Here is a 20,106-nt window from a genome sequence, read left to right as displayed (position 1 = left end):
TGCGGCGCCGCCACCGGCACGGGGACAGGGCCGGGTGCGTCGCCGCCACCGGCACGGGGACAGGGCCGGGTGCGGCGCCGTAACAGGCGGGGCCACGTTCGGTGCGTCGCCGGCCCGGGCGGGCCCCGTCACGGCGACGCACCCCCGACGACCGTCCGTTGCCCCACGGCACCATGGTGACCTGGCGCGCGGAGCAGTCGGGCGCGACGCGGGCGCCGAGTGACATGTGAGGCGCGACGAATCCCACCGAACCGGTGACTCCCGCCCCGCGCAGTCACGTTCACCCGGCGGAGTACTCGGCTCCGCCGGGTACGAGCCGGCCGGGCGCCACGGCGCGGACCCCGGCGGGGGGCATCCAGGCGCAACCGCGCCCCGGCGACACGCACCACCCCACCAAGGGGCCGCGCGCCACGGCCCGGCCGCCCGGGACCCGACGAGGCTGCCGGCGGCCAGGCGGTTCGATCGGCGCCCGGCACAACCGCGTCCGCCGGCGAGACGTACGAGACACCAGTCAGCCGAACCGCCCGAAGCCCCACACAGCCACCCCCGCGAACCGACCCGCGCAAGGCTGGGCGCAGCCGGCCCCGCAGACTGAACCACCCAAGGCCCGACGCAGCCGACCCGCGCGCAACCACCCAAGGCCTGGCGCCGCCGACCCGCGCAACCGCCCCCCAGGGCCCGACGCAGCCGACCCCCACAGCCGACCCGCGCAACCACCCCTCCAGGGCCGACGCGGCCGACCCGCACGCAACCACCCAGGGCCTGGCGCAGCCGACCCGCGCAACCGCCCCCCAGGGCCCGACGCAGCCGACCCCCACAGCCGACCCGCGCAACCACCCCTCCAGGGCCGACGCGGCCGACCCGCACGCAACCACCCAGGGCCTGGCGCAGCCGACCCCCGCAGCTGACCCGTACACCCCCCCAGGGCCCGACGCGGCCGACCCGCACGCAACCACCCAAGGCCCGACGCAGCCGACCCGCACGCAACCACCCAGGGCCCGACGCAGCCCACCCGCCCGAAGCCCGGCGCAAGCCGACCCGCGCAAGCCGCCCCGTCCCCACGAAATCGGCCGGGTGGGGGCCCCTCCGCTCAAGGGGCCTCCACCCGGCCAGGGGGTGTGCGCCGCCCCCGTCCCCACGGTGCGGCGCGAGCAGGTCACCGTTCAGTCATCCCGTGAACGGCGGCCTGGGTCTCAGGTGAGTCCGAACGCGGGCAGCACGGCGGCCTCCACGAAGCGGACGAGGTAGTCGGCGTCGGCGTACTGGCCGCTGAGCACCGGGCGTACACGCAGGACGCCGAACATCATCGCGGGCACGAACTCGAGGGCGGGATGCCCGGCCGGGACCTCGCCCCGCGCCACACCGCGCGCGATCATCTCCTCCAGCGCGGCGATCTCGGGGGTGACCAGCGCGTCGCGCAGCGCCTCGGCCAGCTCCTTGTCGACGGTGGCGGCGGGCATGAGCGCCTGGAGCAGCCGGGTGTCCTTGCCCGACCAGTCGCCCGCGGCCCGCGCGGCCTGGCGCAGGTCCTCGGCGAGGGAACCGGTGTCGATGCCGGCGAAGCGCACCCGGCGGTTGGCCCGCAGGGCGGCCGCGACGAACTGCGGCTTGGTCTTCCACTGCCGGTACAGCGTGGACTTGCTGCACCGGGTGCTGCTGGCGATGCCCTCCATGGTCAGGGAGTCGTAACCGCACTCACGGACCTGGTCGAGCACGGCGTCGAAGAACTCCCGCTCACGCTCCGGCGTGATCTTGGAGCGGCGCGAGGCGGCGACCGTGTCCGGTCCGTCCGCGGCCTGCGACGTCATGCGTGGCTTCCCCTCACTCGTCACCCGGGACCGCGTCCGTGCGGCCCGCTCCCAGTGTTGCCCCAGTTCAAGCGATACGCAAGCGTACCGGAACTCGACCGTATCGGTACACTGTCGTATCGGTACATGGTCGTTTCGGTACACTGACGTTTCGGTACGGAGACGTATCGCACGCTGAGTTCCGGGCATCCGGTCCGGGACCGGCAGCACCACCGTTCAAGAAGGGGGCCGGGGGATGAACGCCCGCACCGAGCCTTCCCCAGCGGAGCCGCCCGCGCCGGCGAGGCCCCCGCTGCTGCGCGAGTTCCTGCTCGTGGCGGGGCTCTTCCTCGTCTACAAGTTCGGCCGGCAGCTGGCCGTCGGCCACACCGCCGAGGCCTTCCGGGACGCCCACCGCGTGTGGGGCCTGGAGCGCGCCGTACACCTGCCGGACGAGACCGACGTGCAGTCGCTGCTGCTGCACGGCACCACCCCGGTGCACCTGGCGAACACCTACTACGCCACCGTGCACTTCCCGGCCACCGTGGCCTTCCTGGTCTGGCTCTATCTGCGCCGCCCCGCGCACTACGTGTGGGCCCGCCGCGTCCTCGCGCTGGTGACCGCCGCCGCGCTGGTGCTGCCGTTCACCTTCCCGCTGGCCCCGCCGCGCATGGTGACCGGCACCGGCCTGCTGGACACGGCCCGCCTCTACGGCCCCTCGGTCTACGGGCCGCCCTCGCGCGACCACCTCTCCAACCAGTTCGCCGCGATGCCCTCGCTGCACTTCGGCTGGGCCCTGATGGTGGCGGTCGGCCTGATCGCGGCCACCCGCTCGCGCTGGCGCTGGCTCTGGCTGCTGCACCCGCTGATCACGCTCGTCGTGATAGTCGGCACGGCCAACCACTACTGGCTCGACTCGATCGTGGCGACCGCGATGCTCGGCATCGCCCTCGCCGTCGTCCACCCGCCGCACCGCGCGGCCGGACGCGGCGCCGGCCGGCCGTTCGCCTTCGGCGGGCCCGGACGGCTCGCCCCGGAGGGGACCGCGCTCACGGGGGTGGCCCGATGAACGGCGCGATATCGGTGGCCGTCGGCCTCTCCCTGATCTCGGCCGTCGCCTACGCGGCCGCGGCCGTGGCCCAGGAACGGCTGGCCTCCCGCGACGGCGGCGCGGGCCTGCTCCACATGCTCCGCAGCGGTGCCTGGTGGTCCTCGGTCGGTCTGAACTCGGGCGCGGCGCTGCTGCACGTCGTCGCGCTGCGGTTCGGCCCGCTGACCGTGGTCCAGCCGCTGGGCGCGCTCACCCTGGTCGCCGCGGTGCCGCTGGGCGCGCGGGCGGCGGGGCGCCGGGTGAGCCCGGCCGAGTGGCGGGGTACGGCGCTGACGCTGCTGGGGCTCGGCGCGCTGCTGATCACCGCCTCGGGTCCGGCGCCGGAGCGGGTGCTGAGCCTGACGGCCGCGCTGGCGGTCGCGGGCACGACCATCGCGGTGATCGGACTGCTGTCCCGGCCCGGCACCCGTCCGGGCCTCCGGCACGCGGCCGCCTCCGGCTTCGCCTCGGGTGTCGCCTCCGCGCTCACCCAGACCGCCACCGTGGCGGCGACGGACCACTCGGGCCCGGCCCTGAGCCCCCGGGTGATCGTGGTGGCCGTGCTGGTCGCGGCGTTCGCCACCGGCGGGCTGCTGCTGTCGCAGACGGCGTACCGGGGCGGGCTCGGTGCCCCGCTGGCGGTGGTCACCCTGGCCAACCCGGTCGCGGCGGCCGTCATCGGCCTGACCCTGCTCGGCCAGGGACTGCGGGGCGGCACCACCGGGATCACGCTCGGCGTGACGGGGGCGCTGCTGGCGTCGTGGGGCGTGGTGGTGCTGACCCGGGTGACCCCGCCCCGGGCCGACGCGCCCGTACTGGACGACGAGGAGCATCCCGTCGCCGCCGTACTCGCGCTGGACGCGGAGACGGCCACGGCCGAACCCGCGCTGGTGCCGCGGCAGCCCGGACCGAACCGGCTGACCCCTCTGTGACAAAAGCTCCGTACGTACGAAGGTGACGGAAGCCTCTTACGAAAGGCGGCGGCCGTGTGTCCCACCGGACACGCGGCCGCCGCCTTTTCGCTGCGCGGGGAGGGCTCAGCCCAGGCCGCGGGCGTCCTGCTTGAGCGCGGTGTCCACGGTCAGGGCCGCCGCCACCACGAGGGCGAGGAGCGGGTCGGACAGCGGCTGGTGGATCTGGAGGACGTAGTTGTCCGCCGTGGTGAAGAGGGTCTTGGCCAGACCCTCCCAGGTCTTGGTGATCCGGGCGACCTCGGTGCCGTCGTGGTCGGTGATCGCGAAGTTCCAGGCGCGCCAGTTCTCGGCCTTGATGGCGCCGATCTCGCGGCCCTCCGCGGTCATCGCGAAGTTGATCTTTCCAATCATGTTCTTCTGCACGATCTCGCCGACCGCCGAGCCGTCGGGGCGCGTGACGACGACCCGGGACTTGAAGATCTTCGCGGGGCGGACGAGCAGCAGCTGCGGCTGTCCCTCGGCGTCCCGGATCTCCAGGCGGTGGGTCAGGTACTGGTCCCAGCTCGTGAGCAGGCGCACCATCTTGCGCAGCCAGCCCTGGCCGACCTCGACGACCGAACCTATCCGGCCGCCGTTCTGGTCCATCACCGTGTACTCGTTGGTCAGCTCGATGAGCTTGGCCTTCTGGTTCACCACGAGCACGGGCTCGGTGAAGAGGGTGCCGCCGCCGGGGGCGGACGCGGCCACCCCGGCCTGCTTCTGCACCTGACGCTGGACCTTCGGGTCGGCGTCGGAAGGGATGTTCGATTGCGTGGTCACCGGGGCACAGTAGGGCGGTTGACCAGTACCTGACCAGCCCTTTTCCGAATCGTGGCCGAACGGACACGCGGGCGGCCCTCCGCTCCTCACGGCCGGCCGCCCGCGCTCCTCCCGTCAGGGGGTCTGGTACGCCTCCACCTCGCTGAACTGTCCGGCCGGCCAGCCCGTGTTGGCGCTCACGGTCAGCCGCAGATAGCGCAGGTTCGTGCCGCTCGGCAGCGAGACGGTCGCGGTGTTGCCCGAGGCCGGATCGAAGCGGTAGTCCTTCGCACCGGCCACGGTCGAGTAGCCCGAGCCGTCGGTGCTGCCGAGCACGGCGACGGTCTGCGTACGGGCGCCCCAGGCCGAGGACGGCGGCACCTTCAGCACCAGCCGCCGCACCCCGTACGACGAGCCGAGATCGACCGTCCAGGACTGCGGGAAGGCGTTGTTGGCCGACTCCCAGTACGTGTTCGCGTCACCGTCCACCGCCTTGCCCGGGGTGTAGACGTCCTGCGAGCCGGTCGCGCTCGCCGGGCGCCCCTTGGCGAGGTTGCGGTTCGGGTCCGGGTCGGGGTTGCCCTGGCCCGGCTGGGGCCAGGAGGAGCAGTCCGCCCAGGTGCTGGACCAGCCGGAGTTGCCGCCGCCGTCGGTGAGCGCGAAGGAGCCGGAGTTCGACGGATAGGGGCAGTTGTAGATCCCGGCGACGCCGACCTGGGTCGCGGTCACGTTCTTGAAGGTGGCCGCGCCCTGCGCCTCCGCCTGGACGACGACCGTGCCGGTGTTCTTCACGGTCGCGCCGCTCACGTTGACGTTGCGGACCGGGTAGCCCTGGCCGCCGCCGGAGACGAACTCGAAGGCGGAGTACGGGCTGTCGGTGATCGTCGTGTCGGTGATGTCGACGGTCGCGTTGATCGCGCTGTCGTAGGAGTCCACGCGCAGCGCGCCCATCGGGTGGTTCCAGTTGGGGTTCAACGCGCCCGCGCGGACCAGGGTGTTGCCGCTGACCGTGATGGTGCCGGAGAGCGGGGAGAAGGGGTCGAGGAACTTCTGGTTGGAGATCGCGATGCCGCTGCCGAGGGCGTTGGTGTCGGACACCAGGTTGTTCTTGACCGAGATGTCGGTGCCGCCGTAGATCGCGATGCCGTTGGCGAGGTTGGGCTGCGAGATGGTGTTGTTCTCGAAGCTGGAGTTGGTGTCGGGGGCGTAGAGGGACCACATGGCGAGCGAGTCGTCGCCCTGGTTGCGCAGGAAGTTGTCGCTGACCCGCACGCCCCGGGCGTTGCCGTTGAGGTTGAGGCCGTCGGCGGTGGTGTCGAGGATGCGGTTGTTCTCCACCACCAGGTTGTCGTTGTTGCCCATCAGCCAGAACCCGACCTTCAGGTGCTGGAGCCACATGCCGGAGACCGAGGAGTTCGGGCCGAGCGAGCCGTTGACGAAGTTGTCCGGGTTGGAGTCGACGCGCTCGGTGACCTCGCCGATGACGGCGAAGTCCTTGATGTGGACGTTGCCCGAGGAGCTGGACTGGTCGATGAAGCGGGAGGTGTGCACGACCGAGTGCCAGCTGCCGGCGCCCTGGAGGGTGACGTTCTGCACCCCGCTGAGCGAGGAGGTGATCCGGTAGTCGCCCGGCGGGATCCACACCGTGCCGCCCTGGGCGGCGGCGATGGCGTCGCGGAACGCCTGGGTGGAGTCGCCCCCGCCGCTCGGGTCCGCGCCCTTGGAGACGACGGACACCGACCCGGCGGGCTGCGAAGCGGCCGCGCCGACCTGCTCGAAGTCGGCCACGTCCACGGTGACTTGGGTGCCGGTCGCCTGGAACGCCACCTTGTCGCCCGGCTGGAGGTTCTGGCCGAGCAGCAGCCGGGAGTTGTCGAAGAAGTGGTGCGTCTTGGCGCCCGGTATCCAACTCGTGTCGATGTACGAGTACTTGGAGGTGACCGGGAGCGTCTTGGAGATCTTGGTGCCGTTGACGTACACGTCCAGTGAGCCGGACTGGCCGTCCGGGACGCTGTAGGAGAGGTTCACCGCGTTGGCCGCGCGCGGCACGGTGAACTCCACGCGCTGTCCGGAGGTGAGCCGTACGGCCTGGCGTCCGGACGCCTCCGAGGCCAGGGTGCCCTGGGTGTAGTCCGGGCCGATCCTGGTGCCGGTACTGGTCGCGGATTCCGCCTCGACGGAGGTGAAGGGCAGGCTCGCGCCCGGGGCGGCGTGCGCGGCGGGGGCCACGGCGACGATCATGCCCGCGGCGAGGGCGACGGCCGCGCCGACGGCGGGCAGTCCGAGGTGTCTGGTGGTGCTGCTGGCCATGTGCTGATCCCTTCGTGGGGGGGGTGCCGGGGATAGCAGAAGTGGTGCGGGTGCGGTCAGGCGCGCAGCCAGACCGCGGTGTCCTGCGGCAGCCGGCCCTCGTCGTCCAACGGGCCGCTGCCGAGCAGGAGTTCACAGTGCGCGGGCAGTTCGGCGGGTGCCTCGGAGAGGTTCACCACGCAGAGCGCGCCGTCCGCGCGGACGAAGGCGAGCACGCCTTCGGGGGCGGGAAGCCAGGTGAGCGGTCCTTCGCCGAAGACGGGGCGGGCGGCGATGGCCTCGCGGTAGAGGGTGAGCATGGAGTGCGGGTCCTCGCGCTGCCGGTCGGCGGCGTACGTCTCCCAGCCGGCGGGCTGCGGCAGCCAGGGCTCCTCGCGCGAGCCGAAGCCCGCGTACGGCTCCCCCGCCGACCAGGGCAGCGGGACGCGGCAGCCGTCGCGCCCCGGATCGGTCCCGCCGGAGCGGAAGTACATCGGGTCCTCGATGCGCTCGCGCGGGATGTCCGCCTCGGGCAGGCCCAGTTCCTCGCCCTGGTAGAGGTAGACCGAGCCGGGCAGGGCGAGCGAGAGCAGGGCGGCGGCGCGGGCGCGGCGGGTGCCGAGGGCGAGGTCGGTGGGGGTGCCGAACTCCTTGGCGGCGAAGTCGAATCCGGTGTCCGCGCGGCCGTAGCGGGTGACGGTGCGGGTGATGTCGTGGTTGCAGAGCACCCAGGTGGCGGGGGCGCCGACGGGGGCGTGTTCGGCGAGGGTGGAGTCGATGGCGGAGCGCAGTCGCGCCGCATCCCAAGGGCAGGACAGGAAGGCGAAGTTGAAGGCGGTGTGGAGTTCGTCGGGGCGCAGGTAGCGGGCGAAGCGTTCGGCGTCGGGGAGCCAGACCTCGCCGACGAACATCGCGCCGTAGGAGTCGGCGACCGTGCGCCAGGAGCGGTAGACGGCGTGGAGTTCGTCGCGGTCGACGAAGGGGTGCGGGTCGGGATCGCTTGCGAGGTCCGGCAGTTCGGGGTCCTTGGCGAGCAGGGCGGCGGAGTCGATACGGACGCCCGCGACGCCGCGCTCGAACCAGAAGCGCAGGATGTCCTCGTGTTCGCGGCGGACGGCGGGGTGTGCCCAGTTGAGGTCGGGCTGTTCGGGGGTGAAGAGGTGGAGGTACCAGTCGCCGTCGGGGAGCCGGGTCCACACCGGTTCGGTGGAGCCGACGAACTGTGACGGCCAGTCGTTGGGCGGGAGTTGGCCGTCCTCGCCGCGTCCGGGGCGGAAGTGGAACAGCTCGCGCTCGGGGCTGCCGGGTCCGGCCGCGAGGGCCGCGCGGAACCAGGGGTGCTGGTCGGAGACGTGGTTGGGCACGATGTCGACGATGGTGCGGATGCCGAGTTCGCTCGCCTCGGCGATGAGCTTCTCGGCCTCCGCGAGGGTGCCGAAGGCGGGGTCGACGGCACGGTAGTCGGCGACGTCGTAGCCGCCGTCCTTCATCGGGGAGACGTACCAGGGGTTGAACCACAGGGCGTCCACGCCGAGTTCGGCGAGGTGGGGCAGCTTCGCGCGGACGCCGGCGAGGTCCCCGGTGCCGTCGCCGTCGCCGTCCGCGAAGCTGCGGACGTAGACCTGGTAGATGACGGCCGAGCGCCACCAGTCGTCGGTCGCGCGGGCAGGGGTGGGCTGTGCCACGGTGCGTGCCTTTCTGATCGGGGGCCGGTCATCCCTTGCGTCGGGGCCGGGTCAGCCCTTGGTGCTGCCCGCGCTGATGCCGGCGATGATGTGCCGCTGGAAGACGAGGAACAGGGCCACCATCGGGATGCTCGCTATCACCATCGCGGCGACGAGCACGGTCAGTTGGATGTTCTGCGACAGCTGGACCAGGGCCACGCTGATGGGCTGCTTGTCGGTGTCGGAGAAGACCATGAGCGGCCAGAGGAAGTCCTGCCAGACGGCGACCAGCGCGAAGATCGACACCACGCCGAGCACCGGCCGGGACATGGGCAGCACGACCGACCACAGGATGCGCAGCTTGCCGGCGCCGTCGATCTCGGCGGCCTCCAGCACGTCGCGCGGGAGCTGGTCGAAGAACCGCTTGAGCAGATAGAGGTTGAAGGCGTTGGCGACGGCGGGCAGCCAGATGGCGAGCGGGTCGTTGAGCAGGCTGGTGTGGAGGAGGGGCAGGTCGGCGGCGGTCAGGTACTTGGGTACGACCAGGGCCTGGGCCGGGACCATGAGCGTGGCGAGGATGCCGCCGAGGATCACCTTGCCGAAGGCGGGCTTCAGCTTGGACAGGGCGTAGGCGGCGGCCGTGCAGAACACCAGCTGGAACGCCCAGGCGCCGGCCGCCTGCACCACCGTGTTCCACAGGTGCTCGGGGAGCTGCATCAGGTCCCAGGCGTCGGTGTAGCCGGTGAGGTGCCAGTGCTCGGGGACGAGGGTGGGGGGCGTACGGGCGATCTCGTCCGGGGACTTCATCGCGCCGGAGGCCATCCAGTACACGGGGAAGAGGAAGGCGAGCGCGAAGAGGAGGACGACGGACGTGAACACCGTCCAGTAGACGGCCTTTCCGCGCGGGCGGGCGAGGGTGGCCGGGGAGACGAGGGTGCGGGTGCTCATGCTTCCCCCTCGGTGCGGGTGAGCCGCAGGTAGCCGGCGGAGAAGGCGCCGAGCAGGACGAGCAGCATGACGCTGAGGGCGCAGGCGCCGCCGAAGTCGTTGTAGAGGAAGGCGTATTTGTAGATCAGGTAGAGCACGGTCACGGTCGCGCTCTCCGGTCCGCCGCCGGTGATGACGAACGGTTCGGTGAACACCTGCATGGTGGCGATGATCTGAAGGAGCATCAGCATGAGGATCACGAACCGGGTCTGCGGGACCGTGATGTGCCGGATGCGCTGGAGCAGGTTCGCGCCGTCGAGTTCGGCGGCCTCGTACAGCTCGCCGGGGATGGACTGGAGGGCGGCGAGGTAGATGAGGACGGTGCCGCCGAGGTTGGCCCAAGTCGCCACGATCACCAGGGAGATGAGCGCGGTGTCGGTGCCGTTGGACCAGTTTGAGGTGGGCAGGTGCAGGAAGCGCAGCGTCTCGTTGGCTAGGCCGGCGCCCGGGTCGTAGAACCATTTCCACAGCAGGGCGCTGACCACGGGCGGGATCATCACCGGCAGGTAGACGACCACCCTGAAGAAGGCTTTGGCGTGCCGGAGTTCGTTGAGGACGAGGGCGAGGACGAAGGGGACGGCGAAGCCGAGGAGCAGCGCGAGCAGGGTGAAGGTGAGGGTGTTGCGCCAGGCAGCGCCGAACTCCGGGTCGTCCAGGACGTGGGTGAAGTTGGCGGTGCCGACCCACTCGGGCGGGGAGCCCGGGGTGTACTTCTGGAAGGCGATGACGACGGCGCGGATCGCCGGGTACCAGGAGAACAGGGCGAAGCAGACGAGGCCGCCGATGAGGAAGGCGTAGGCGCGGGCCTGGTCGAGCAGGATGCGGCGGCGCCGGCCGCCGCCCGCCGGGTGCGGGCCGGGCGGGGCCGGGAGGGCGGCGGCCTCGGCGGGCCGCCGCTCGGCCGTCTTCGTCATGACGTCAGCTCCGGGCGAGGATGCCGTCGATCTTGCCGGACGCGTCCTTGAGCAGCTGGTCGATGTCCGCGTCCTTCTTGGTGAGGACGGCGGAGACCACGCCGTCGAGGACGGAGTAGATCTGCTGGGCGTGCGGCGGCTCTATCTTCAGCTCCAGGCTGTGGTTGCCGTCCAGGAACGCCTGGTAGTTCTCCACCGGGACGTTGGCGTTGGCCTTCTTGACCTGCTGGTCCTTGGCGTCGGCGGCGCCGGTGAACAGCCGGGGCTCGGGCAGGCCCACGGGGGCGTCGTGCTGCTTGGCGCGGGCGTAGTCGCCGAGGAAGCCCGCTCCGGGGGTGAGGAACATGTGGTCGAGCCACTTGAGCCCGGCGCGGATCTGGGCGGGGGTGTCCTTCTTGTTGAACATGTAGCCGTCGCCGCCGATGAGCGTGCCCTTGCCGCCGGGCATGGGGGCGAGCGCGAGGTCCTTGTAGGAGCCGCCCTTCTCCTTGACGAGGATCGGGATGTTGTCCGGCGCGGAGAGGTACATGCCGAGCTTGCCCGAACCCATCAGCTGCTGCACGTCGTTGAGGATGAGGAGCTGCTTGCTGCCCATGGAGTCGTCGGTCCAGCGCATGTCGTGCAGGTTCCGCAGGACGGCGCGGCCCTCGGGGGTGTCGACGGTGGCCTTCTTGCCGTCGGCGCTGACCACGTCGCCGCCCTGGGAGTACAGCTCGGCGGTGAAGTGCCAGCCGCCCTGGTTCTGGGCGCTGTAGTCGGCGTAGCCGACGGTGCCGTTGCCGAGCGCGGCGATCCTCTTGGCGGCGGCGCGGACCTCTTCCCAGGTCGCCGGGGGCTTGTCGGGGTCGAGTCCGGCCTTCTTGAACAGGGCGCGGTTGTAGAGCAGGCCCATGGAGTAGCCGGTGCGCGGGATGCCGTAGACCTTGCCGTCGACGGTGTAGATGTCCCGGAGCTGCTGCTGGATCGAGTCGTAGTTCTTGATGTCCTTCAGGTACGGCGTGAGGTCCGCGGCCTGGTGGATGTCGACCACATGCCGGGCGTCGGTGAAGTAGGTGTAGAACACGTCCTCCATCTGGCCGCCGGCGAGCTTGGCGTCGAAGGTCTTGGGGTCCTGGCAGGGGAAGGCGTCGTGGGCGACGACGTCGATGTCCGGGTTCCGCTTCTCGAAGGCGGCGATGTCCTGCTCGAAGAAGGAGCGGTCGACCTTGGCGCTCTTGGGCGGCTCGCAGTTGACGGTGATGCGGGTCTTCCCGCCCGCCGAGCTGTCGTCGTCGCCCGATCCGCACGCGGCGGCGGTGAGCGCGAGGGAGGAACAGACGCCGATCGCGGCGAGACTGCGGCGGAACCCGGTGCTTCTCATCGGTGGACCCCTCATGGCGGGAGCCATGGGTGCCCGGCACATGTGTGGCGGCCACCCACAGCGGGAGCAGTGGGCGCCGCACACTCAAGCACCGACGACACTGGGCCGCAAGATGCCGCGCGGAATCTGTAATTATTCGACAGACCTGTCGTCGCAGGCGCCCTCAGCCGCGCGGGGCTTGCGCGGTGGAGCCGCGTACCACCAGCTCGGGTTCGAACAGCAGCTCCTCGGCGGGGACGGCGGTGCCGCCGATCTGGGCGTTCAGCAGTTCCACGGCGGCACGGCCCATCGCCTCGATGGGCTGGCGGACGGTGGTGAGCGGGGGCTCGGTGCAGTTCATGAACGCCGAGTCGTCGTAGCCGACGACGGAGATCTGCCCCGGCACGTCAAGTCCCCTGCGGCGGGCGGCTCTCACCGCGCCGAGGGCCAGGGGGTCGCTGGCGCAGATGATGCCGGTGACACCCTGGTCGATCAGACGGGAGGCGGCGGCGTGGCCGCCCTCGATGGAGAAGATGGCGCGGGCCACCCGGGTGTCCGGCAGACCGCCCGCCAGGGCGTGGGCGGCGGCAAGCTTGCGGGCGGAGGGCACATGGTCGCCGGGGCCCAGGACCAGGCCGATGCGCTCGTGGCCGAGGGAGGCGAGATGCCGCCAGGCCTGCTCTACGGCGACCGCGTCGTCACAGGAGACGCCCGGAAAACCCAGGTGCTCTATGGCCGCGTTGACCAGCACCACGGGCACCTTGCGCTGCGCGAGCCTGCGGTAGTGGTCGTGCGGGGCGTCGGCCTGGGCGTACAGACCGCCGGCGAAGACGACACCGGAGACCTGCTGCTGGAGCAGCAACTCCACGTAGTCCGCCTCCGAGACCCCGCCCTTGGTCTGGGTGCACAGCACCGGGGTGAGCCCGAGCTGCGCCAGCGCACCCCCGATGACCTCGGCGAACGCGGGGAAGATCGGGTTCTGCAGCTCCGGCAGGACGAGGCCGACGAGCCGGGCGCGCTCGCCGCGCAGCTGGGTGGGGCGCTCGTAGCCGAGTACGTCCAGGGCGGTGAGGACCGACTGCCGGGTGGCTTCGGAGACTCCGGGCTTGCCGTTGAGCACCCGGCTGACCGTGGCCTCGCTGACCCCGACCTTCTTCGCCACTTCCGCAAGTCGTCGCGTCATGCGCGCAAGAGTAGCGCAAGTCATGCAAGCGGTTTGCGTGACGGAGAACGCCGTTCCGGGTGCGGATGACCCGGCGCCGTCGGTGACCTGAACACCGACGGGGCCGGGTCAGGTCTGTGGGGCCGCGACGACCGTCAGATGGGCGCGGCGGGTGGGGGCGGACGGCTGCCGGGGGATCATCGTCAGCCGGCGGTGGCCCAGTTCGCGCAGCAGGGGCGTGCTCTCGTCGACGATGCGGCACTCGGCGGTGCCCCGGCGCGGGCCGGGGTCGTGCAGAAGGCGTACGGCGCCGTCGAGCCGGGCCGCCGATTCCCCGACCGCGCGTATCCAGTGCGGCAGGCCCTGCCGGTAGGCGGCGTCCATGATCGGGTCGTGGGCCACGTCCCGGCGTATCGCCTGGAGTTCGGGGTCGTGGCCGTACCCCTCCAGCGCGGATTTCAGCTGGGCCAGCATCGGCAGGCACCAGCCCGGCTCGTGCTCGCCGAGCACCCGGTCCGCGTCGGGGTGGAACAGGACGAACCGCAGGAAGTTCTCCCCGGGCATCGCGGTGGGGTGGGGGCGTACGTCCCCGAAGAGTGCCGCGAAGGCGCCGTTGGCCAGCATCACGTTCCAGCGGTGGTCCACGACGAGCGACGGGAACGGGGCAGCCTCCACCACGGCGGCGTAGTCCTCGAGGTACGCGCGCGTTCCGGAGCCCTCGGGGGCGGGCCGTGCCGCGGGCCGCCGCCCTCCTGCCTGGTGTGCCATCGAGAGGTCACCCCTCTTGCCTCGGCCGCCTTCTCGCGGCCCTGCGATCCTGGGGCCCGGACGAGAGCCGTGTCAACTATCGTGGCATTCCATGCCTGTTGACGGCTGAAATTCGCCACAGTTGTGGCGAGACCTGGATGCGAGTTCGAACGACCGGCTACTCTCCGGGAAGTTCACCCGCGGCCGGCGGTGACGGACGCGGACGCGTCGGACCACGGCCCCGGAGACGTGCCTTGAGAGACGTAGGAGTTCTGTCGGTGACGGATGGCTACGAGAATCCGGGCGCCGCGGCGACCGCTCAGCTGCCGGCCGTCGTCGCCCGCGTCACCGCCCTCGCCGACCGGCTGGGCGTACCGCACGCCGAGGTCTTCGACACCGGGCGGCTCTCGGTCGCCAGCGGTGTCCCGGAGCCGGTGGTCAGGGCCCTGCTCGGCGGACGCCCGGCGGGCGAGCCGGACGTGCAGGCGCGTTTCCTGCAGCGCCTGGACCTGCTGCGCCGTACCCGGCTGAAGCCGGGCGGCCGCAGATACACCCAGCAGGAGATCGCCGACGGCGCGGGCATGTCGCGGCAGCAGGCCGGCGCCCTCATCAACGGCGACCGGCGCCCGACCATGGAGCACTGCGACGCGCTCCAGCGGTTCTTCCGGGTGCACGCGGGCTTCCTCACCGCCGAGGACCCGGAGGCGCTGGCGAGCGCGCTCCAGTACACCGAGCAGGAGCTGCTGCAGCGGCTCGCGGACCGGCAGCGGGCCGCGGCGAGCACCGCCGAGGACCCCTTGGAACGCCTTCTGCAGGACCACGGGGTGCGCGGGATCGCCTGGCGCGCGGCCCAACTCCCCACCGATCAGCACCGGGACAAGGTCGCGGAGTGGCTCGACATGCTCCTGGAGAGCGTCCGGCAGCCCGAGTCGTGAGCAGGGTGAGGGGCGTGGGTATCGGCAGGGAAATGCGGCGGCTCTGTGCCGAGCTGACCGGGCAACTCGCCCTGCCCGCACCGGTTCCGCCGCCCGAGCTGTACCGCGCGCTGTGCGCGGCGATGAGCCGCAGGCGCGGCCGGCCGGTGCAGTTCCGTACGGCCGTCTTCCCGCCCGGCACGGCCAGCGGGCTGTGGCTGGACATGACCGACCGCGATCTGGTCGTGGTGGAGGAACGCACCGCCCCCGACCACCAGTTGGTGATCCTCGGCCATGAGCTGTGGCACATGCAGGCCGGGCACTGCGATCACCATGTCGAGGACATCGGGGTGGGGGTGGCCACCCGGCTGCTCGCCGACGACACCGACCCGGCCGCGCTCCAGGCGGCCGTGCAGCGGGTGGCCGCCCGGACCCGCTTCGCCCTGGACGCCGAGCGCGACGCGGAGACCTTCGGGCTGCTCCTGGCCAGCAAGTGCCGTAGCCGGATGAGCGGTTCGCCGCTGAGCGGTCCGGTGATCCGGGACGATGTGGCGGGGCGCATCAGCACCTCGCTGGGGTACCCCGGCCCGCAGGGCTGAGCGCCCCCCTCTCCGCGCCCACATGGCCTACGGCACCGCCCGGGTTCTGCGCCGACCGGGCGACACCCGCGCTGTGCGAGCCGGGGCGTTGTCAGTGGCGGACGGCAAGCTGGACCCCCGCGCCGCAGCGCGCGTGTTCCATGACGCCGACCGGGGAGAGCCGACCGATGGCCACCGCCGTACTGACCGACCCTGAGCGCACCGCCGTCCAGGCGTATCTGCGGCTGCTGCACACCGTGCGCGCCGCGTTCGACGGCCCGGCGGCTGCCGGGACCAGGCCCGCCGTCGTCCCGCCGACGGTACTGGCGGAGGCGGAACGGGCGCTGGCGGGCGCCGGGCTCGCGGGGAACGAGGAGGAGTTCCTGCGGCTGGTGGGGAGCTGGTGCCCGGAGGGGTGAGGCCCCACAAGGCACCGAACACCGGGGCTCCGGGCATCGGGCACCGCGCACCGCGCACCGCGCACCGGGCACCAGGCACCGGGGCTCCGGGGCTCCGGGGCTCCGGGGCTCCGGGGCTCCGGGGCTCCGGGGCTCCGGGGCTCCGGGGCTCCGGGGCTCCGGGGCTCCGGGGCTCCGGGCATCAGGCACCGGGGCTCCGCGCACCGCGCACCACGCACCGATGCCCGGCCGCGCGGCACCGGCACCCGCGCCGCCCCCCACAGCCGCACCGGCACCACCGATACCGACGCTCAGCCGCCCGGCACCGACACCGCCGTCAACACCAGCCCCTCCCCGATCACCCACCGCCCGTCGAAGCCACTCAGCCGCACGCCCCCCACCTCCGGCCCCGCCACCAGCAGCCGGGCGTGGAAGGTGCCCCGCGCACCGTCCCCGGGGGTCGCCGGCACCAGCTCGATGTCCGCCTCCGAGAAGTCCAGCCACGCCCGCGTCAGCGGGAACCACGCCTTGTACACGGACTCCTTGGCGCTGAACAGCAGCCGGTCCCAGTGCGTCCCGGGCCGGGCGGCGGCGAGCACGCCGTGCCGTTCGCGCTCGGCCGGCAGGGCGATGGTGTCGAGGACGCCGTCCGGCAGGGCGGCATGGGTCTCGCCGTCGATGCCGAGGGAGGCGAGGGAGGCCGGCTCGCCGGTGCGGACGAGCGCGGCGGCGCGGTAGCCGTCGCAGTGGGTCATGCTGCCGGTCAGTCCCGCGGGCCAGAGGGGGGCGCCGCGCTCCCCGGTGAGCACGGGCGCGGGCGGCATGCCCAGCTTCTCCATGGCGTGCCGCGCGCAGACGCGTACGGAGGCGAACTCGCGGCGCCGCTTGGCCACCGCGCGGGCCACCAGCGGCCGTTCCTCCGGGTACAGCGCGCCGTCCGCGTCCTCCGGTTCACCGAACGCCTCCACGGCCACCACGGACTCCGGAAGCAGTTCCTCGATCACCGGACAGGACCTCCAGGGGCGGGGGGCGCAACACGGATTTCACCCCAGCACATCCGCCCCCACCGGGCAAGACGGGACCGGCGCGCGGGGCCGTGGCGGGGACGGCCGATCCGTAACACGCGCGTTGCACGCGCACACCCCCCAAGGCCGTATGATCGCCCCAACATCAGCGCCCAACCTCCCCTTCTCCAGGGCGTTTTGGTGACCCTTCCTCCTCCCTGCCCGGGCACGGGCCGCTGAGTCGTGCCCGAAAACCCCGAAAGGCGGCCCGCATGGTCTCTCGCGTACGCGTATGGCTCAACCGCACGTACGCGGAGAACGTGTTCTTCATGGATCAGCTGCGCAGAAACCCGAGCGACCGCGCGGTGGAGATCCACGCCACGCACGGCGACCCGGACTCGCCCGTGCTGGCCGCCGCCGACACCGCCGACCTGGAGCCGGAGGGCCTGTCCCCGGCCGGATACGTCGAGTTCGCGCTCGACCAGTGCGCGCGGCGCGGGATCGACGTGTTCGTGCCCCGGCTGCACCAGGCGGCGATCGTGGCGCACCGCGCGGAGTTCGAGGCGGCGGGCACCGCGCTGCTCGCGCCGACACCGGAGGCGGTGGCCGTCTTCGAGGACAAGGCGACGGCGTACGAGGCGGTCACCTCCGTGGGTGTCGCGGTGCCGCCGTGGTGGCGGGTGCGCACGGCGGACGAACTCGTCGCGGCTGTCGATGAGTTGGAGGGCGCCGGGCACAAGGCGTGCTTCAAGCCGGCGGCCGGTGCGGGCGGGGTCGGGTTCCGGGTGATCACCCGTTCGCCCTTCTCGCTCACGCATCTCAGCGGCTTCCCCGGGCCGTACGTCCAGCTGGACCTGGTGACCGAGGCGCTGCGGCGGGCCGAGGAGCCGGTGGACTGGCTGGTGATGCCGAGGCTGGAGCAGCCGGAGGTGTCGGTGGACTGCCTGACCGGCACGGACAACCGACTCCGGCTGTCGATCGGCCGCACCAAGAACGGCCGGCGGCGCGGGTTCACGCTGGACGAGCGCTGGCTGGAGCCCGCCCGGCTGATCGCGGAGGGTTTCGGGCTGCACCATCTGTCCAACATCCAGTTCCGGATGTTCGGCGACCGTCCGGTGCTGCTCGACGTGAACACGCGCGCGGCGGGCGGACTGCACCAGCTGGCGCTGTGCGGGGTCAACGCCCCTTGGGCGGCGGTGCAGTTGGCGCTCGGTGAGGACCCGGGTGTGATCGAGCCGCCGTTCCTCGGGCAGGACTACACGACGGTGTCCGGGCCGCGTCCGCTGCGCCCGGTGTCGGTGCCCCGGCAGCGCGCGGAGGAGGCGGAGATGCTGCTGCCCGCCGTACCGGCGCCCGCCGAGCAGACGACGGCCCGCGCCGAGGCGCTGCCGCTCCCCTGAGCCCCGTCACTCCTCTTCGAGGTCTCTTGGTATGGGCCAATTCGGTTCAATGGCTTGACAGTTGAATTGGTCCATACCACTTTGGACGACGCACTTCCTTCGCACTCTGTGCACTCCCGGACACCTCCATCCCCACAGGGAGATCGCGTGCGTCATCCATTCGGGCGTCCCAGACGCCGGCTTCTCGCCCTGATCGGTTCCGCCGCCCTCGCGCTCGGCGGGGCCATCGCCCTGCCGGGCACCGCGCAGGCGGCCAACGTGCTCACCAACCCCGGCTTCGAGTCGGGGAGTCTGTCGCCGTGGACCTGTACGGGCAACCTCGGCTCGGTCGTCTCCTCCCCCGTGCACGGCGGCTCCAGGGCCCTCCAGGGCGCGGTGAGCGACAGCGACAACGCCCAGTGCAGCCAGACGGTCGCGGTCAAGCCGAACACGACGTACGCGCTGAGCGGCTGGGTCCGCGGCTCGTACGTCTACCTCGGCGTCGACGGCGGCGCCTCCACCTGGACCACCTCGCCGTCGGCGTACAGCCAGCTCAGCCTCTCCTTCACCACGGGTGCCTCGCAGACCAGCGCCAAGATCTATGTGCACGGCTGGTACGCGCAGGGCACCTACTGGGCCGACGACATCAGCCTGGACGGTCCGGGCGGCGGCGGAGGCGGCGGTGACACCCAGGCGCCGAGCGCGCCGAGCGGGCTCACCTCCACCGGCAAGACCTCCTCCAGCGTGTCGCTGAAGTGGAACGCCGCCACCGACAACGTGGGCGTGACGGCGTACGACATCTACAGCGGCTCGAACCAACTGCTCAGCGTGTCGGGCACGTCGGCCACCGTCAGCGGGCTGTCGCCGAGCACGTCGTACACCTTCACCGTGAAGGCGCGGGACGCGGCCGGGAACGTCTCCGGGGCGTCCAACTCGGTGAGCGTGACCACGGACGCGGGCTCCGGCGGCGGGGGCGGCGGCTTCAAGCAGGCCGCGCCGTACCTCTACGAGGGCTGGGGCGATCCGCCGAACCCGCAGACCGTGATGAGCGCGACCGGGGTCAAGTGGTTCACCATGGCGTTCGTCCTCGACTCCGGTGGCTGCAACCCCTCTTGGGACGGCAGCAGGCCGCTGACCGGCGGCGCCGACCAGACCGCCATCAACCAGATCCGCTCGGCGGGCGGTGACGTCGTCCCCTCCTTCGGCGGCTGGCAGGGCAGCAAGCTCGGCGCCAACTGCTCCTCGGCGAGCGCGCTCGCGGGCGCCCTCCAGAAGGTGATCGACGCCTACGGCCTCAAGGCGATCGACATGGACATCGAGAACACGGACGAGTTCGAGAACGAGGCCGTGCAGGCGAAGATCCTCAACGCGCTGAAGACGGTCAAGGCCAACAACCCGGGCCTGAGGACCATCGTCACCTTCGGCACCTCGACCACCGGCCCGACCTACTACGGCAACCGGCTGATCGAGCAGGCGAAGTCGCTCAACGCCAACATCGACGTCTTCACCATCATGCCGTTCGACTTCGGCGGCGGCTCGGACATGTACGGCAACACCGTGAACGCGGCCGAGGGCCTGAAGGCCAAGCTCAAGTCCACGTTCGGCTGGGACGACGCCACCGCGTACTCCCACCTCGGCATCTCCGGCATGAACGGCCTGTCCGACCAGCAGGAGAACACAACTCCTGCCATTTGGACGCAGATTCGCGACTGGTCCAACTCCCACCACATCGCCCGCCTCGCCTACTGGGCGGTCAACCGCGACCGCTCCTGCCCCGGCGGCGGCGTGGTGAGCAACTGCTCCGGCATCAGCCAGAGCACCTGGCAGTTCACGTCGATCACAGCGGGCTTCACCGGCTGAGATCACATCGCACACGACGGAGGGCCGCTCGGCGGAGTGGCCCTCCGTTCGGTACCGCGCGCGGGTCCACCGCGGCCGCTGGTCAGGCTGCGAACGTGGCCAGGCCGAGCGTGAGCAACGAGACCGGCAGCCCGGTCTGCCTGTGGGTCGGTGCCGTGCGGACATCAGCAGCCTTCCCCGCCAACGTCCTAGGGGGTGTCTCGTCGATCAGGCCGGATCAGGGAGCGGCGTCTGGTGCCGTGCGTCGCAAGGCGGAGGAGGGAGTCGATGCGGAGCATCGGC

Annotated in this window: 17 protein-coding genes; 7 read left to right on the top strand and 10 right to left on the bottom strand. The window is 71.8% G+C overall.

Translation table 11 applies throughout. From position 1 onward, the window contains the following. Positions 1–1,193: 1,193 nt before the first annotated feature. Complete coding sequence (locus AB0898_RS28540; RefSeq protein WP_366805897.1) at positions 1,194–1,808, bottom strand: TetR/AcrR family transcriptional regulator C-terminal ligand-binding domain-containing protein; 615 nt, start codon at positions 1,806–1,808, stop codon at positions 1,194–1,196. Positions 1,809–2,043: 235 nt separating this feature from the next. Here AB0898_RS28540 and AB0898_RS28535 point away from each other — a divergent pair, with 235 nt between their 5' ends. Together AB0898_RS28535 and AB0898_RS28530 are read left to right on the top strand one after the other, a co-directional pair. Beyond that, positions 2,044–2,856, top strand: a complete 813-nt coding sequence (locus AB0898_RS28535; protein ID WP_366805896.1) for a phosphatase PAP2 family protein — start codon at positions 2,044–2,046, stop codon at positions 2,854–2,856. Next, a complete protein-coding gene (locus tag AB0898_RS28530; protein WP_366805895.1) occupies positions 2,853–3,809 on the top strand; it encodes a hypothetical protein in 957 nt (318 codons plus the stop codon). Before AB0898_RS28535 ends, AB0898_RS28530 begins: the two co-directional genes overlap by 4 nt. Positions 3,810–3,914: 105 nt before the next feature. On the opposite strand, the gene AB0898_RS28525 is transcribed toward AB0898_RS28530, so the two are convergent. The 8 genes from AB0898_RS28525 to AB0898_RS28490 form a co-directional block, all read right to left on the bottom strand. Then, positions 3,915–4,700, bottom strand: coding sequence for an LURP-one-related/scramblase family protein (locus AB0898_RS28525; protein ID WP_407078425.1), 786 nt, complete (start codon positions 4,698–4,700; stop codon positions 3,915–3,917). Between the two features lie 24 nt (positions 4,701–4,724). Further along, positions 4,725–6,899: a discoidin domain-containing protein gene (locus AB0898_RS28520; protein WP_366805893.1), complete on the bottom strand. Its 2,175-nt coding sequence runs from the start codon at positions 6,897–6,899 to the stop codon at positions 4,725–4,727. A 56-nt stretch (positions 6,900–6,955) separates the two neighbouring features. Beyond that, the gene (locus AB0898_RS28515; RefSeq protein WP_366805892.1) at positions 6,956–8,563 is read right to left on the bottom strand and encodes an alpha-amylase family glycosyl hydrolase; all 1,608 of its coding nucleotides are present in this window, start codon (positions 8,561–8,563) and stop codon (positions 6,956–6,958) included. A 51-nt stretch (positions 8,564–8,614) separates the two neighbouring features. Beyond that, positions 8,615–9,490 (bottom strand): carbohydrate ABC transporter permease, encoded by an 876-nt coding sequence (locus tag AB0898_RS28510; protein WP_366805891.1) that lies wholly within the window; start codon positions 9,488–9,490, stop codon positions 8,615–8,617. Further along, on the bottom strand, positions 9,487–10,443 hold the full coding sequence (locus AB0898_RS28505; protein WP_366805890.1) for a sugar ABC transporter permease: 957 nt from the start codon (positions 10,441–10,443) through the stop codon (positions 9,487–9,489). The genes AB0898_RS28510 and AB0898_RS28505 overlap by 4 nt, the downstream gene beginning before the upstream one ends. A gap of 4 nt (positions 10,444–10,447) precedes the next feature. After that, positions 10,448–11,803: an extracellular solute-binding protein gene (locus AB0898_RS28500; protein ID WP_366805888.1), complete on the bottom strand. Its 1,356-nt coding sequence runs from the start codon at positions 11,801–11,803 to the stop codon at positions 10,448–10,450. 163 nt (positions 11,804–11,966) lie between these two features. After that, positions 11,967–12,965, bottom strand: a complete 999-nt coding sequence (locus AB0898_RS28495) for a LacI family DNA-binding transcriptional regulator (RefSeq protein ID WP_366805887.1) — start codon at positions 12,963–12,965, stop codon at positions 11,967–11,969. Positions 12,966–13,073: 108 nt separating this feature from the next. After that, positions 13,074–13,712 (bottom strand): hypothetical protein, encoded by a 639-nt coding sequence (locus AB0898_RS28490; RefSeq protein WP_366805886.1) that lies wholly within the window; start codon positions 13,710–13,712, stop codon positions 13,074–13,076. A gap of 257 nt (positions 13,713–13,969) precedes the next feature. On the opposite strand from AB0898_RS28490, the gene AB0898_RS28485 reads away from it, so the two are divergent. The 3 genes from AB0898_RS28485 (at position 13,970) to AB0898_RS28475 (ending at position 15,602) form a co-directional block, all read left to right on the top strand. Further along, positions 13,970–14,626, top strand: a complete 657-nt coding sequence (locus AB0898_RS28485) for a helix-turn-helix transcriptional regulator (protein ID WP_366805885.1) — start codon at positions 13,970–13,972, stop codon at positions 14,624–14,626. Between the two features lie 32 nt (positions 14,627–14,658). Continuing rightward, a complete protein-coding gene (locus tag AB0898_RS28480; RefSeq protein WP_366805958.1) occupies positions 14,659–15,204 on the top strand; it encodes a toxin-antitoxin system, toxin component in 546 nt (181 codons plus the stop codon). 167 nt (positions 15,205–15,371) lie between these two features. Continuing rightward, a complete protein-coding gene (locus AB0898_RS28475; RefSeq protein ID WP_366805884.1) occupies positions 15,372–15,602 on the top strand; it encodes a hypothetical protein in 231 nt (76 codons plus the stop codon). A 290-nt stretch (positions 15,603–15,892) separates the two neighbouring features. Here the strand turns inward: AB0898_RS28475 and AB0898_RS28470 are convergent, their stop codons facing one another. Beyond that, a complete protein-coding gene (locus AB0898_RS28470; protein ID WP_366805883.1) occupies positions 15,893–16,585 on the bottom strand; it encodes a 4'-phosphopantetheinyl transferase superfamily protein in 693 nt (230 codons plus the stop codon). 272 nt (positions 16,586–16,857) lie between these two features. Here AB0898_RS28470 and AB0898_RS28465 point away from each other — a divergent pair, with 272 nt between their 5' ends. Then, positions 16,858–17,985: an ATP-grasp domain-containing protein gene (locus AB0898_RS28465; RefSeq protein ID WP_366805882.1), complete on the top strand. Its 1,128-nt coding sequence runs from the start codon at positions 16,858–16,860 to the stop codon at positions 17,983–17,985. A 147-nt stretch (positions 17,986–18,132) separates the two neighbouring features. Continuing rightward, positions 18,133–19,824, top strand: a complete 1,692-nt coding sequence (locus AB0898_RS28460) for a carbohydrate binding domain-containing protein (RefSeq protein WP_366805881.1) — start codon at positions 18,133–18,135, stop codon at positions 19,822–19,824. The last annotated feature ends 282 nt before the right edge of the window (positions 19,825–20,106 follow it).

Source organism: Streptomyces sp. NPDC005435, assembly GCF_040703155.1.
Lineage (GTDB): Bacteria > Actinomycetota > Actinomycetes > Streptomycetales > Streptomycetaceae > Streptomyces.
Note: the sequence above shows the minus strand (reverse complement) of the source record. Positions and strands in the feature narration are given on the sequence as shown.